Here is a 15,770-nt window from a genome sequence, read left to right as displayed (position 1 = left end):
AAAGCATCTGTAATAGTTATTGAGTTAACCGATACTGTACCCGTATTAGTTACAGTGAAAGTATATGTTACTTCGCTACCAACTACTAAACACGCTTCACCGTTTGCAATTGCAGCCGACTTAACAATGTTTAAACCATTAGTAGGCGTACAGAAAGTTAACTCTGTGTTGTTTTCATCAATTACGTATGTATCATTTGCTTCTATGCTTGTTGTTCCGTCAGGCTCTAATCCACTTACTGTAACACTGTTCGTGATTATACCGGTATCAACGTCCTCTTGTGTTACGGTATAATTTGGAGCTGTATAAACCCAAGTTTCAGAAGGATCAAGTAAACCATCGTTATTGGTGTCTCCTGTCAAAGTTACATCAGCAGTAATATCACCACCTAATAACGTATCAGCAATTGTTATAGAGTTAATAAGTAAATCACCAGGATTTGTAACTGTGAATATGTATGTTACTAAATCTCCAGCTACAATACAGTCATTTCCATTAGCATTAACCGCAGATTTCACAACATTTAATCCTGCTAAACCATCAATTGTAATATAAACTGTAGCTGTATCACAAGCTTGGTCAGCATTATCATCACAAATAGTATAAGTGAAAGAATCCGTACCAGAAAACCCTGGGTTAGGAGTATAAGTAAAGTCACCATTTTCTTCTATAGTCACTATTCCATTAGTAGGGTCTGTATTAGCAGTTACTATTTGAGTATCACCTTCAATATCATTATCATTTACTAATACATTAGCTACTAAATCAGTTGTTGGTGTTGTAAAGTAGGCATCATCATTAGCATTAGTTGTATTAGGCGAATCAGTAGGTTGTACAGTTACTGTTACAGTTGCAGTATCACAAAGTGCAGGATTAGCATCATCACATATAGTGTAAGTAAAAGTATCCTCACCAATAAATCCATCATTAGGAGTATAGATAATTTCACCTGTAGGACTAATAGTAACTGTTCCGTTATCCGGAGTAGTCGTATTAGTTACAGTAATTGTATCACCATCAGGATCAAAATCGTTAGAAATTACAGGAATAGTAATCGGTGTTCCTTCTGGAGTTGTCGCAGTATCAGCGTTAGCGATAGGCGCTTCATTTTCAGGACCACTTACAGGTAATACTTCAATGTATACAGTAGCTGTATCACATGCTTGTGGGTTACCATCATCACAGATTGTGTATGTGAAAGTATCCTCACCAGTAAATCCAGCGTTAGGAGTATAAGTATAGTTACCAGCAGCATCAATAGTTACTGTTCCGTTAGCAGGATCAGTATTAGCAGTTACTGTTTGGTTATCACCTTCAAAATCTTCATCATTAGTTAATACATTACCAGTTACTGGTTGGTCTTGGAATGTATTATTAATATCTGCGATAGCATCAGTAGTATTAGCAATACCACCCACTGTAATATAAACTGTAGCTGTATCACAAGCTTGGTCAGCATTATCATCACAAATAGTATAAGTGAAAGAATCTGCACCAGTATACCCAGGGTTAGGCGTATAAGTAAAGTCACCAGAAGGAGACATTGTTACAGTACCATTAGTTGGGTTTGTATTAGCAGTTACTGTTTGATTATCACCTTCAATATCATTATCATTTACTAATACGTTTTCTGTTACATCAGCTCCAGGAGTTGTAGTATAGGCATCATCATTAGCATTAGTTGTGTTAGGCGAATCAGTAGGTTGTACAGTTACTGTTACAGTTGCAGTATCACAAAGTGCAGGATTAGCATCATCACATATAGTGTAAGTAAAAGTATCCTCACCAATAAACCCATCATTAGGAGTATAGATAATTTCACCTGTAGGACTAATAGTAACTGTTCCGTTATCCGGAGTAGTCGTATTAGTTACAGTAATTGTATCACCATCAGGATCAAAATCGTTAGAAATTACAGGAATAGTAATCGGTGTTCCTTCTGGAGTTGTCGCAGTATCAGCGTTAGCGATAGGTGCTTCATTTTCAGGACCACTTACAGGTAATACTTCAATGTATACAGTAGCTGTATCACATGCTTGTGGGTTACCATCATCACAGATTGTGTATGTGAAAGTGTCTTCACCAGTAAATCCAGCGGTAGGAGTATAAGTATAGTTACCAGCAGCATCAATAGTTACTGTTCCGTTAGCAGGATCAGTATTAGCAGTTACTGTTTGGTTATCACCTTCAAAATCTTCATCATTAGTTAATACATTACCAGTTACCGGTTGGTCTTGGAATGTATTATTAATATCTGCGATAGCATCAGTACAGTTAATAAGTATTTCAGTAGTTACTGTTGTTGTACATCCATTTGCATCTACTACTGTTATTGTGTAGTTAGCTTCAGGTAAGCTAGCAAATGTACCATCTGTTTGGTAGTTAGCTCCACCGTCTATAGAATAGGAGTAAGGAGCAATACCTCCGGCACCTTCTATTATAATTGTACCTAAACCTTCACAAACAATATCTGTTTGAGTTGTAATAGTTGCAGAAACACTAGTTGCGGGTTCTAATATTGTTGCTGATTGTGTTGTTTCACAACCTTTAGAATCCGTAATAGTTACAGTATAAGTACCAGCAACTACATTAATTAAATCTTCAGTAGTTGAAGCGTTAGTGTCATTCCATAAAAAAGTATAACCTCCATTACCACCATTAACCGCTAAGTCTAAAGAGCCAGTAGCATCATCCTTACATAGTATGTTAGAAACAGCAATAGCAGAACTTAAGATGTTTGGTTCGTTAATTGTTATCGTTGTACTTGTAGTACATTGTGTTACAGTATCCGTTACTGTTATAGTATAATCTCCAGCAGGTAAATTGCTAACAGAAGTTGTCGTATTAGGAATAGTATCCCAACTATAATTAAAGTTTCCAGATCCACCAGTTACTGTAGCTGTTATACTTCCATTGCTTTCGCCAAAACATATTGCAGGATTAGAAGCACCTGTTACAGATAGATTATTACAAGTCCCCGGGTTAACAGTTACTGTAGTAGAATCTGTACAACCGTTAGCATCTGTTACAGTTATAGTATAATCTCCAGCACTTAATCCTGAGATTGCATCTGTAGTTTCTCCTCCAGGAGACCAAGAATAACTATAAGGTTCAACACCTCCAGTAACCACAGCTGTCGCTGTACCGTCACCTGTGGTTGGTCCAGACTCATCCGTTGTTGTAGCTGTTACGTCTAGCGCATTACTTGGTTCTGTAATAGCAATTGTTTCTTCCACCGCTTGACATACGGTTCCATCAATCGTTACACTTACAGAATATACACCTGAAGATAAACTAGCTAATGTACTAGATGTTACAGCTGTATCAGTTTGTATGTCAGAAACCCCATCGTTCCAAACAAAAGTAAAAGTAGCACTTGGATTAGCATCAGAGTTAGCTGTTACCGTTCCAGAACCAGTTGTGTCACCTGTACAAAGTACATCGGTAACATTTGTAATTGCAATTTCTGCATCACAAGTATTAACACATTCAATTACTATACTTTGAGTTATTGTACAATTATTAGCGTCCGTTATAGTTACACTGTGAGTTCCATCAGATAATCCTGTAGCATTTGCAGTCGTTTGACTTCCAGCAGAAGCACTCCATAGGTATGTGTAATTTGCTGTACCACCAGATACTATGGCAGTAGCTTCACCGTTAGAACAACCTTGTGCAGTTGTCGCATCTACTTTAGTTATATTTAAACTTAAAGCAGAAGTAGGTTCAGTAATTGTAGCGCCAATAGATGTAGTACAGTCGTTAGCATCTGTAATAGTTACATTATATGCACCAGCTATTACATTTGATAAATCTTGACTAGTTGAATTACTTACATCATTCCAAACATATGTATAAGGAGCTGTTCCTCCTGTTACTGTAATATTAATACTTCCGGTTGCTTCACTGTTACATAATACATTTGTAACACTTGTTATTGAAGCTTCTAAAGCAGCTGTAGGTTCTGTTATTGTAATCGGTTGATTAAATGTACATCCATTTGCATCTAATACGATAACAGTATAATTTCCTTCTGAAAGATCATTAAAAGTTCCTGAAGTCACATAATTAACACCATTATCTATAGAGTAGGTGTAAGGCGTAATACCACCAGCACCTTCAACAGTTACTGTTGCAGAATTAGTACCAAAGCAATCTACGTTAGTTTGACTTGTAATTGAAGCTGAAACAACAGCAGCAGGTTCTAATATTGTTGCTGAGTTTATTGTTTCACAACCTTTAGAATCCGTAATAGTTACAGTATAAGTACCAGCAACTACATTAATTAAATCTTCAGTAGTTGAAGCATTAGTGTCATTCCATAAAAATGTATAACCACCATTACCACCATTAACAGCTAAATCAAGAGATCCAGTAGTGTCACCTTTACATAATATATTAGTAACTGCTATTGCCGAACTTAAAACATTAGGTTCGTTTATTGTTATAGTTGTGTTTGTAGTACATAGAGTTACATTATCTGTAACTGTAATAGTATAATCTCCAGCAGGTAAATTGCTAACAGAAGTCGTCGTATTAGAAATAGTATCCCAAGAGTAACTAAAGTTTCCAGATCCACCAGTTACAGTAGCTGTTATACTACCATTACTTTCGCCAAAACATATTGCAGGATTAGAAGATCCTGTTACAGATAGATTATTACAAGACCCTGGGTTTACAGTTACACATGTAGTATCTGTACAACCATTAGCATCGGTTACAGTTACACAGTATTCTGCTGCACTAAGCCCTGTAAGAGCATCAGTAGTTTCTCCATTAGGAGTCCAAGAATAAGTATAAGGGGCTACACCGCCAGTTACTATTGCAGTAGCAGTACCATCACCAGTGGTAGGACCAGATTCGTCAGTAGTTGTAGCAGTAACATTTAAAGCATTACTAGGTTCTGTAATAGAAATAGTTTTAGCAACAGCTTGACAAACTGTTCCATCAATTGTTACGCTTACAGAATATACACCAGCAGATAAATTGGCTAATGTACTAGAAGTTACAGCTGTATCAGTTTGTACGTCAGAATTTCCATCGTTCCAAACAAAAGTAAAAGTAGCACTTGGATTAGCATCAGAGTTAGCTGTTACCGTTCCTGTACCAGTTGTGTCACCTGTACAAAGTACATCGGTAACATTTGTAATTGCAATTTCTGCATCACATGTATTAACACATTCTATTACTATACTTTGAGTTATAGTACAATTATTAGCATCTGTAACAGTTACACTATGCGTTCCATCAGATAATCCTGTTACTGAAGCAGTAGTTGCACTACCTGCAGATGCACTCCATAAATAAGTGTAATTTGCTGTACCACCAGATACAATTGCAGTAGCTTGTCCATTTGCACAACCTTGGGCAGTTGTAGCATCTACTTTTGTTATGTTTAAACTAAGAGGACTAGAAGGTTCAGAGATTGTAGCTCCAACACTTGTAGTACATCCATTGTCGTCTGTAATTGTTACATTATATGCACCAGCTAAAACATTTGATAAATCTTGACTAGTTGAATTACTTACATCATTCCAAACATATGTATAAGGAGCTGTTCCTCCTGTTACTGTAATATCAATACTTCCGGTTGCTTCACTGTTACATAATACATTTGTTACAGTTGCGATAGTAGCTCCTAAAACAGGTTGTGTTACGGTTAACGTTTGTATGTGCTCTGTTGTAAGATTACATTCATCAGTAGCAATCCAAGTCCTTGTAATTGTTATTGTTCCAGTACAAATATCACCCGTAGTAGTTTCACTAAAAGTAACATTAGCATCTCCGCAATTATCTGTAGCAGTTAATGTTGGAGCATTAGGAATAGCATCATAATCTACAGTATCATTAGCAGGTAAATTTTCATTAAAAGTAGGAGGGGTCGTATCTTCTATAGTTAATATTCCTGTTATTAGTGTAATATTTCCACAATCATCAATTACGGAGTATTCAGCTTCTATTGTCCCACCTCCACAAGCGTTAGCTACAAAATCAGAATAATTAAAATCTGAAGTTACATTGTTTGCAGAGTCCGTGTTACAATCATCAGTACCACAGATTCTTAATGCTGCTATGTTAGCATTATTCCATTGGAAAGCTTCAGATTGATTTGAAACATTATCACATTCTATAGTCTTATTAATGTCTGCGCAATTAGCTAAATCTGGACCTGTAGTGTCTTCTATTGTTATTGTTGCACTTGTTGTTGATGTATTATTACATTCATCTTTAACAGTATAAGTTACAGTTATACTACCACTAGTTCCACAGTCATATATAAAATTAGAGTAAACATAGTTAGATGTTACCACTAGGTCTGCAGAGTCAGTACAATTATCGGTACTACAATTTTGTAATAAGTTAATATTATCAGTATTCCAAGTATCTATTATAGTTTTGTTATCAGAACTTGAGCACTCTTCGTTTGTTTGTGCAATTAGGTTACAACTAGATAAATTAGGTGCGGTAGTATCCTTAATTGTAATTGTAGTAATAGCAGTTGAAGTATTACCACAATCATCTGTTGCAGTAAAAGTTCTACGAACTACTATAGTACAATTAGCGTTAGATGTTATAGTATCTATATAGGTTACAGATTGTACTTGTGTATCATCTGATGTATTATAATTTGAAAGTGTACCAAAAGTAGTAAGGACATTATTAGAAACTGAAGTACTATAATTAAACTCAGTATTAGCAGCTGTTATATCGTTTGCATTACAACCTTCTATACTTAATGTACTAGGTACTGTAATTACAGGGTTAGCATTGTCTTGAGAACCAACAATAATATTATCCATGTAAGCCTCGCAGCCATTAGCGTCTGTTACTAAAACACTATAGGTTCCGGTTGGAACGTTATTTAGGTCTTGTGTTAGAGCACTGTTACTCCATGCGTAAGTATATGGACTTGTACCACCAGAAATTGTAATGTCAATAGCTCCGGTATTTCCTGTATCACATGCAGCATTAGTTAAGGCAACATTAGATATCTCTAAGGCACTATTAATTGTTGTAGATGTAAAGCTAGTACACCCAAGTGTGTTAGAGACTAATACAGTATAACTTCCTGAGGCTAAATTATTAAATGTTGGAGAACTTTGATAAGGACTTCCATTAATAGAGTAGGTGTATTGACTTCCAACAGGGGACGTTACCGTAATTGTACTAGTATCATTAGTATTATTACAACTTATATCTAAAACTGGACTAGCAGGTAAAGGTTGATAATTTAACGTAACTGTTGCTACATCACAAACGGATTGGTTTGGTGAAGGTAGACATACTTGATATTGAAAAGTAACAGTTCCTGTAAAACCAGGTGTTGGTACATAACTGTAATTTCCGTTTGAGGCTAAAGAAAAAGATTGCCCAGCTGGACTAGGTCCAGATACTAAACTGTATGTAGAGTTATCTGGTGCAGTTGCTATTTCGCTTAATTCACCTCTAGCGGTATCATTTACACACTCTTCGAAATCGCCATCAAGCGCATATTTTTGAAGTAGAAAAAATTTACCATCACCATGATCTCGTGTTGCAGCAACAAATTCTATCTTAGTAATTTTAGATCCTGTAGGAGCAATAGAGTTTAAATAAAATAATCCAATACCAATAGTTTGTCCGTTTTCATTACAACGTCCAGATTTCCAATAATCGGTATTAATGTTTATTGGCGGTCCAAAAGAACAATTATCTCTATAATCACCAGAATTTCTAACAAATGTATTTCCTAATTGTTGCTCCGGACCTCCACCAACTGGTGTACCCCATACTTCAACATAAAAACAGTTGTTTCCACCTCTTTCTGTAACCGCTAAAATACCACCTTGATTAGATGGTATAGGATTACTATAAAAAATAGTTTGTCTTTGTGCATTGGAGATTTCTGCTTTGGTAAAGTTACCACACATATTTTCTCCATTTGGATTGGCAGTAAAATAATGATTTAAGTTTTTGTCTTGAAAAGCACTCAAAGCTTTAGTGTTCCAGTTTGGATCACTACTTGCATTTGCCAAAAGAGCTCCGTTTTCAAGAATTTTGTTTGGCGAGTGGCCATCAGGACCTAGAATTGTCATCTCATAAGATGTCGGTACAACAAACGTATTATATACGTCTCCGTTTACAGTAACAGAATTTATTGTAGCAGGATTATTAAGGTTCCCATTTTGGGCATCCGACCACTGGAAGGTAACACCAGTTCGGATAGAAGGCGATTGCGTTTGCGCAAATGCAAAACAACTAAACATCAATCCGATTAGCATAGCTAACACTGATTTTGAATATTTCAAATTATTTTCTATTTTTCTCAAAATTTATAATTTTTTAACTTATATCTTATTTTTTTTGTAAAATCTATAACAAACACAAAACCACCTACCGCATTAAGCTGTAAGTGTATTACGATTAAATAGTAAAAGAGAATGTTGTATTCCCATAACATTATATGTCTTTACTGCGTTATATTATATATTTTTAACTAATCATTTCAGCCAAAATATGCTACAGTTTAAGGGAGGTGCCACATAGTGACAAACGTAGGTATTCTGTAATTACTTAGATTCAGGGACAAATTTAACTAATTCTTTAACAAAAGAAAGCTGATTTAGGTGCCTAATCAAATATATATGTTATAGCACATATAAAACCGATAAAAGGTATTACTTAAATCGGTAAACGTAAAAATACGTATTTTAACGACAACTATGAGTAAAATTTTACAATTTATTAGACACTCTAAATCTTCTTGGCAATTTCAAGTGGATGATCATGACAGACCATTAAAAAAAAGAGGAGTAAATGATGCGATTTTAGTCTCTAAACACTTAAAAACTATTCTTTTAAAGCCAGACGTAATTTTTTGTAGTTCTGCACAAAGAACAAAATCGACAGCAACGTTGTTCGTCGATATATTGGAATTGAAAAACGTCAATTTTGAGGTGAAAAAAGCACTTTATGACTTCTCAGGACCATCGGTTTTAGACGCTATTAAAACATGCGATGATTCTGTTACCGTTTTAATGCTTTTTGGACATAATTATGCTTTAACAAATTTATGTAACTCTCTAGGAAACATAAGTATTGACAACGTAACAACGTCAGGTTTTGTACAAATAGAATTTGATCAAAACTCATGGAAAAATATACAAAATGGTAAAACTACAAAAATTGTATTTCCAAAACATTTAAAATAGACAATCTAATTAGATATATTTGTAGTAAATTCTGAAAATAATGACTAACCATATTATCGATAATAAATATGTAAACAGAGAATTAAGTTGGTTACAATTTAATCATCGTGTGCTTCAAGAGGCTGCAGACGAGTCTGTTCCATTAATAGAGAGACTCCGTTTTTTAGGTATTTTCTCTAATAATTTAGACGAATTTTTTAAAGTACGTTATGCAACTGTCAAACGTATTGATTATGCAGGAAAAGCTGGTAAAAGTCAGTTAGGTGGTATTAAGGCTTCAGAGCTTTTGGATATTATAACAAACACGGTTATTAAACATCAAACCGAAAGTCTGAAAATATTACATGATATTCAGAAAAAATTAGAAGCAGAAAATATTTTCATTTTAAGAGAAACTAAAATCTCAAAAACTCAAAAGCAATACCTTAGAAGTTACTTTTTAGAAAAAGTGAGTCCTGCGTTAGTTACTATTGTTTTAAATTCTGAAATAAAACTACCAAATCTTAAAGACAGTGCAGCTTATCTTGCTGTTAATATGTATATGGAAGATGGTAGTAATCAATATGCTTTAATAGAAATTTCAAAAAGCATGGATCGTTTTGTTGTATTACCCAAAAACGGGGATACAGACAATATTATAATGTTGGATGATTTGTTACGTTTATTTTTAGACGATATATTTAACATTTTTGATTACAAAAAAATTACAGCTCACATGATTAAAATTACTAGAGATGCCGAGTTGGATCTAGATAGTGATTTGACCAAGAGTTTTATGGAAAAAATCAGTGACAGTGTAAAGGATAGACAAGAAGGAGAGCCGGTTAGATTTGTTTACGATAAAACCATTGATAAACCTACATTAGCATTTTTAATGGATAAAATGGGGATTGATAATACGGATAGTATTATTCCTGGAGGTAGATACCATAATCGCAGAGATTATATGGGGTTTCCTAGTTTAGGACGTAAAGATTTATTGTACGAAAAAATTGTGCCATTAAAAGTAAAAGGATTGAGTCTAGAAGGTAGTATTTTTGAGGCAATTGCTAAAAAAGATTATTTGCAATATGCGCCTTATCATACCTTTTCTTATGTGGTTAAATTTTTAAGAGAAGCTGCTTTAGATCCTAAAGTAAAAGCAATTAAAATTACTATATATAGATTAGCTCAAATTAGTCATGTTGCAAGTTCTTTAATTAATGCAGCAAAAAACGGTAAAAAAGTGACGGTTTCTATGGAGATTCAAGCACGTTTTGACGAAGAAGCTAATATCGCTTACGCGGAACAAATGCAGCGGGAAGGGGTTAATTTAATCTTTGGTGTGCAAGGATTAAAAGTGCACAGTAAAATGTGTTTGATAGAAAGAGAAGAAGATAATAAATTAAAACGTTATGGTTTTATAAGTACTGGAAATTTTAACGAATCTACAGCAAAAATTTATACAGATTACACCTTGTTTACTGCTAATCAAAAGATTTTAAAAGACGTAAATAAAGTGTTTAACTTTTTTGAAGTCAATTATAAAATTTACAGATTTAAACATATAATAACGTCTCCTCATTATACAAAAAATAAGTTTTTTCAACTAATTGACACCGAGATCAAAAATGTAAAAGAAGGAAAACCTGCCTACATTAAATTAAAAATGAATAGTATTTCTAGTTACCAAATGGTAGACAAGTTATACGAAGCAAGTCAAGCAGGTGTTAAGATACAGATGATTGTTAGAGGTATTTGCTGTTTGGTTCCTGGTGTAAAAGGGATTAGCGAAAATATTGAGGTTATTAGTATTGTAGATAAGTTTTTAGAGCACACAAGATTATATGTATTTTGTAATGATAATGCACCTAAAGTGTATATTTCTTCTGCAGATTGGATGACTAGAAATATTGAAAATAGAGTAGAAGTAAGTTGTCCTATTTATGACGAAGAAATTAAGGAAGAATTGATAGATACCTTCCACATTTGTTGGAAGGATAATGTAAAAGCTAGGATTTTAAACAAAGCACAAAACAATACTTATAAAAGAAATAACGAACCTAAATGTAGGTCTCAATTTGAAGCTTACACCTATTTAAAAAATAAATTAGATGCTTAATATTCAAAAATATGCAGCTATAGATATTGGGTCCAATGCCGTTAGATTACTTATATCTAATATAGTCGAAGAAAGAGATAAGCCAACGCGTTTTAAAAAAAGCTCGTTAGTTAGGGTTCCGGTGCGTTTGGGTGCAGATGTGTTTATTAAAGAGCAGATTTCAGAATACAACGTTAATCGTATGTTGGATACCATTCATGCGTTTAAATTGTTAATGAAAACGCACGGTGTTGTAAAGTATAAAGCATGTGCAACATCAGCAATGAGAGAAGCAAATAATGGAAGAGAAGTTGCTAAGTTTATAAAACAAAAAACAGGAATTCAAATAGATATTATTGAAGGCGAAGAGGAGGCTGCCATAATTGCAGCTACAGATTTGCAGTCGTATATAGATATTAATAAAACCTATCTTTATGTAGACGTTGGTGGAGGAAGCACGGAGTTTTCTGTAATTGATAAAGGTCAAAAAACAGCATCCAAATCGTTTAAAATCGGAACCGTCCGTTTATTAAACGATATGGTGAAAAAAGAAGCTTGGTTAGAACTTGAAAACTGGATTAAATCTGAGACTGTAAAACATGAGAAAATAGAGGTTATTGGATCCGGAGGAAACATAAATAAAATATTTAAAGTCTCTGGTAAAGCCATGGGAAAACCATTGTCTTATTTTTACTTAACCTCTTATTATAACATGCTTCAAACGTATTCTTACGAGGAGCGTATCTCTATTTTAGATTTAAATCAAGATAGGGCAGATGTTATTATTCCAGCAACACGTATTTATCTGTCAGCAATGAAATGGTGTGGTGCAAAAGATATTTATGTACCCAAAATTGGACTTGCAGATGGTATCATAAAAAGTATGTATAATGATACTGTTTCTAGTCATACAAAGTTAAAATAATACATTTTATCTATTTAATGTATCATATTATTGAAAAAAATATATCTTTACTTCTACAATCAAGTATTAAATAAACCAATTTAAGTTTTCAAAACATGAAAAAAACTATTTTACTATTAACTTTTGTTTTAGCCTCGTTTTATGGGTATGCACAAGACGCGTTATACGGTGTAAGAGCTGGATATAATATTTCTAATTTAGATTTTGATCCTAGTGTTCCTGCTGGAGTTGCAAATGCACATAGAAATGGATTTGCTATTGGTTTTTTTGGCGAATATAGTTTAACGGATGCATTTTCTTTTGCACCAGAAGTTCAGTTTTCTGCAGAAGGAGCAAAAGATCAAGAGTTACGTATCAATTATATTCAAGTGCCATTATTTTTTAAATATAAAATAGACTCAGCTTTATCTGTTGGTTTAGGTCCTCAAGCGGCTTTAAAAGGGCATTCTTATGAAGACGGATTGAGAAATTTAGGTTTTTCGGTATTAGGAGGTTTAGAGTATTTAATTACTGACGAGTTTTTTATCGATTTTAGATATTCGTATGGATTATCTAATGTTTTAGATGATAATGATGCTGGTTTAGAAGCAAAAAACACAAACATGCAAATAGGTTTTGGAGTAAAATTCTAAACATAATATATTATAATAAAAAAGCCCATTCTAATTTAGAATGGGCTTTTTTATTTAGCAATTTTATTTATCCGTGTATGGTTTCTTTTTTACTTAAATCTTGCATTATTTGTGCTTCATATTCTAGTAAATCATTCCATTTTTTATCAACTTCTGTACGATCTCCATATTGTCTTGCAAATCCTAAAAACATGGTGTAATGGTTAGCCTCACTAACCATTAATTTACGATAAAACTCAGCTAAAGATTTATCCTCTAATTCTTCAGACAATAATCTAAAGCGTTCACAACTTCTAGCTTCTATCAATGCAGCATATAAAAGTCTATGCACTAACTGTGTTGTTCTACTTCCTCCTTTAGGAAAAAAGGTAATCAATCTTAAAACGTAATCGTCCTTGCGGTCACGACCTAAAATCCAACCGTTTTCTATTATCAAATCATGTACCATTTTAAAGTGGCTAATCTCTTCTTTAACCAAAGCAACCATTTCTTGTACTAGATCCGTATATTCAGGAAAACTAACTATTAAGGAGATTGCTGTACTTGTTGCTTTTTGCTCGCAGTAAGCATGATCTGTTAAGATTTCTTCTATGTTTTTTTCTACTATATTTACCCAACGTGGATCTGTTGGTAATTTAAGTCCTAGCATGTCTTAGGTGTTAAAAGTTAACTCTGTTTTGTTATGTTGTAATCCCCATTTGCTTCAATAGTTAAATTGTATGTTGGGCAATTTTTTGATCTAGGAATACACTGGGATGCAATAATGTGTACAGTGTTTGTTTCCAAGCTTTTTTGTTGGTCTATATAAATCTCTGTGCTTACGTAGTCGCTAACTTTTTCAGACAGAAAATTGTCATCAATGACTTGCTTAAATATTGGTCTATCATCTTTGAAAACTTCAATTTCAGAGACAAATTCTCTATAGTAATTATTGTTAGTTATATAGTCTTCTTCAAAAGATTGTAACACAGCTTTAGTCATGTCTGTGTAACTTTTTATTGTAACTCTGTAACCATTGCTTAAAATGGTATCTGTGCTTGTTTCAGTATAGCTTTCTGGGAAGTATTGTGTCTGTTCTGCAAAGGATTGATATAGGTTTTTTTCAATAAGAATATCCCTTGGTTTTTTATTAACATGATGACGACCATCACAACTTAATAAAACAAGGATCAGCGCAAATAGTAAAAAAGCAAATTTGTTCATAGTTAAACATCTAAATCAAAGGTTTTACGCAATAGCTCTAAATTAGGATTTTTCTCCTTTAATTTTTCGTATTTTTCAAGAGGCGTATAGGCATATTTAGTATCTAATTCTTCATTAATAGTTATATCTAATGTGATATCGTAATTTTTTAAGTTTTTACGTAAATAAGACATAAGATCAAAAGACTGACGCTCCACTTCAACTTTGTTTGTAGCGTTTGGAAACGTTAGTTGAATAGAAAATCCATCAGGAGCCAAAGTAGGCTTGTCAATAGATAAGATAGAGGCTAAGTTAAATTTACCTTCGCCTTCAATTTTAGTTACAAAAGCATTCCAAACCTCAGTTAATTCATCCTGATTAAATGGTTCTCTTGGTAAGTTTTCTTCGTCTACAACAACATCTAATTGTCTAATTTGATGTTCCTTTTTGGCTCTGATACTTTTTAAAGATAAACCAGAAGTACGTTTTGTTTTAGAGGCTATTCCGTTTTCTAAAACAATTTTAGGTGTTACAGGTTTAGCTGGTTCTTGCGGTGTGGGGGTTGCTTTTACAACAGGTACAGCAGCTTGTGGTACATTAACCTTTACAGGAGTAATGCCTATTTTTTTAAAGTAAGATGGCGGAATTATGAACCGACTACTATTTTTTTTTTCTCCATCAAAAGTGATAGAGGCAAGTTGCATTAAAGTTAATTCGACTAAGAGTCGTTGGTTTTTACTACTCTTATATTTTAAGTCACAGTCGTTAGCTAAGTTAATTCCTTTTATTAAAAAGTCTTGACTTGCTTTTTGAGATTGTTCTAAGTATTTGTTTTTGGTGTCTTCACCAACTTCTAAGAGCTCTATAGTAGTTGGGTTTTTGCAAACCAGCAAATCTCTAAAGTGAGAGGCTAATCCAGCGATATAGTGATGACCATCAAAACCTTTTGCTAATGTTTTATTAAATTGTATCAACAGTTCAGGGATCTTATTTTCTAAGATATACTCTGTGCTTTCAAAATAGGTTTCGTAGTCTAAAACGTTTAAGTTTTCAGTTACAGCTTGCCTTGTAAGTTCTTTACCTGCAAAACTTACAACTCTATCAAATATAGATAGGGCATCACGCATGGCACCATCAGCCTTTTGAGCGATGATATGTAAGGCGTCATCCTCAGCATTTACACCTTGTTCTTTAGCAATATATTTTAAGTAGTTTTTAGCGTCTTTAACAGTAATACGTTTGAAATCAAAAATCTGACAACGTGATAAAATGGTTGGAATTATCTTATGCTTTTCTGTAGTTGCTAAAATAAAAATACAATGTTTTGGTGGCTCTTCTAACGTTTTTAAAAAGGCATTAAAGGCAGCTTGAGATAACATGTGGACCTCGTCAATAATATAGACTTTATATTTTCCCACTTGTGGTGGTATACGGACCTGGTCTGTTAAATTTCTAATATCATCAACCGAGTTGTTTGATGCGGCATCTAGTTCAAAAATATTAAAGGCGTAATCTTCCTCTCCAGTTTCGTTACCGTCACTGTTAATCATTTTTGCTAAAATACGTGCACAACTTGTTTTACCAACCCCACGAGGACCCGTAAATAATAAAGCTTGTGCTAGGTGATTGTTTTCAATAGCATTAAGTAGTGTATTGGTAATAGCAGATTGTCCAACAACATCCTTAAAGGTTTGTGGTCTGTATTTTCTTGCCGATACTACAAAGTGTTCCAATGCTACAAAATTTATTTTAGCGTCTTT

The 15,770-nt window shown here is 33.8% G+C and carries 8 protein-coding genes; 4 read left to right on the top strand and 4 right to left on the bottom strand.

Annotated features, from left to right (window positions below):
• Positions 1-8,309: Ig-like domain-containing protein (locus BMZ09_RS15280; RefSeq protein WP_143067842.1), on the bottom strand; the 8,309-nt coding region annotated here is incomplete at its 3' end.
• Between the two features lie 393 nt (positions 8,310-8,702).
• On the opposite strand from BMZ09_RS15280, the gene BMZ09_RS15275 reads away from it, so the two are divergent.
• The 4 genes from BMZ09_RS15275 to BMZ09_RS15260 all read left to right on the top strand — a co-directional run bounded on the left by BMZ09_RS15275 (position 8,703) and on the right by BMZ09_RS15260 (position 12,828).
• The gene (locus BMZ09_RS15275; RefSeq protein WP_245741156.1) at positions 8,703-9,191 is read left to right on the top strand and encodes a SixA phosphatase family protein; all 489 of its coding nucleotides are present in this window, start codon (positions 8,703-8,705) and stop codon (positions 9,189-9,191) included.
• Positions 9,192-9,231: 40 nt separating this feature from the next.
• Positions 9,232-11,292 (top strand): polyphosphate kinase 1, encoded by a 2,061-nt coding sequence (gene ppk1 / locus BMZ09_RS15270; RefSeq protein WP_090842234.1) that lies wholly within the window; start codon positions 9,232-9,234, stop codon positions 11,290-11,292.
• Positions 11,285-12,196, top strand: coding sequence for a Ppx/GppA phosphatase family protein (locus BMZ09_RS15265; protein ID WP_090842232.1), 912 nt, complete (start codon positions 11,285-11,287; stop codon positions 12,194-12,196). The genes ppk1 and BMZ09_RS15265 overlap by 8 nt, the downstream gene beginning before the upstream one ends.
• Positions 12,197-12,291: 95 nt before the next feature.
• Positions 12,292-12,828, top strand: coding sequence for a porin family protein (locus tag BMZ09_RS15260; RefSeq protein ID WP_090842231.1), 537 nt, complete (start codon positions 12,292-12,294; stop codon positions 12,826-12,828).
• A gap of 67 nt (positions 12,829-12,895) precedes the next feature.
• Here the strand turns inward: BMZ09_RS15260 and miaE are convergent, their stop codons facing one another.
• Genes miaE through dnaX form a run of 3 tightly spaced genes read right to left on the bottom strand, consistent with a single transcriptional unit; the run spans position 12,896 to position 15,743 of the window.
• On the bottom strand, positions 12,896-13,477 hold the full coding sequence (miaE, locus tag BMZ09_RS15255) for a MiaE family protein (protein ID WP_090842229.1): 582 nt from the start codon (positions 13,475-13,477) through the stop codon (positions 12,896-12,898).
• 17 nt (positions 13,478-13,494) lie between these two features.
• On the bottom strand, positions 13,495-14,031 hold the full coding sequence (locus BMZ09_RS15250) for a hypothetical protein (protein WP_090842227.1): 537 nt from the start codon (positions 14,029-14,031) through the stop codon (positions 13,495-13,497).
• A gap of 2 nt (positions 14,032-14,033) precedes the next feature.
• Positions 14,034-15,743 carry a DNA polymerase III subunit gamma/tau gene (gene dnaX, locus BMZ09_RS15245; protein ID WP_090842225.1) on the bottom strand — a complete coding sequence of 570 codons (1,710 nt, stop codon included), beginning with the start codon at positions 15,741-15,743 and terminating at the stop codon, positions 14,034-14,036.
• Positions 15,744-15,770 lie beyond the last annotated feature (27 nt).

The sequence above is a fragment of the Olleya namhaensis genome (assembly GCF_900114005.1).
In the GTDB taxonomy this organism is placed as follows: domain Bacteria; phylum Bacteroidota; class Bacteroidia; order Flavobacteriales; family Flavobacteriaceae; genus Olleya; species Olleya namhaensis.
The sequence above is the reverse complement of the archived record's forward strand: the minus strand, read 5'-3'. Positions and strand labels throughout refer to the sequence as shown.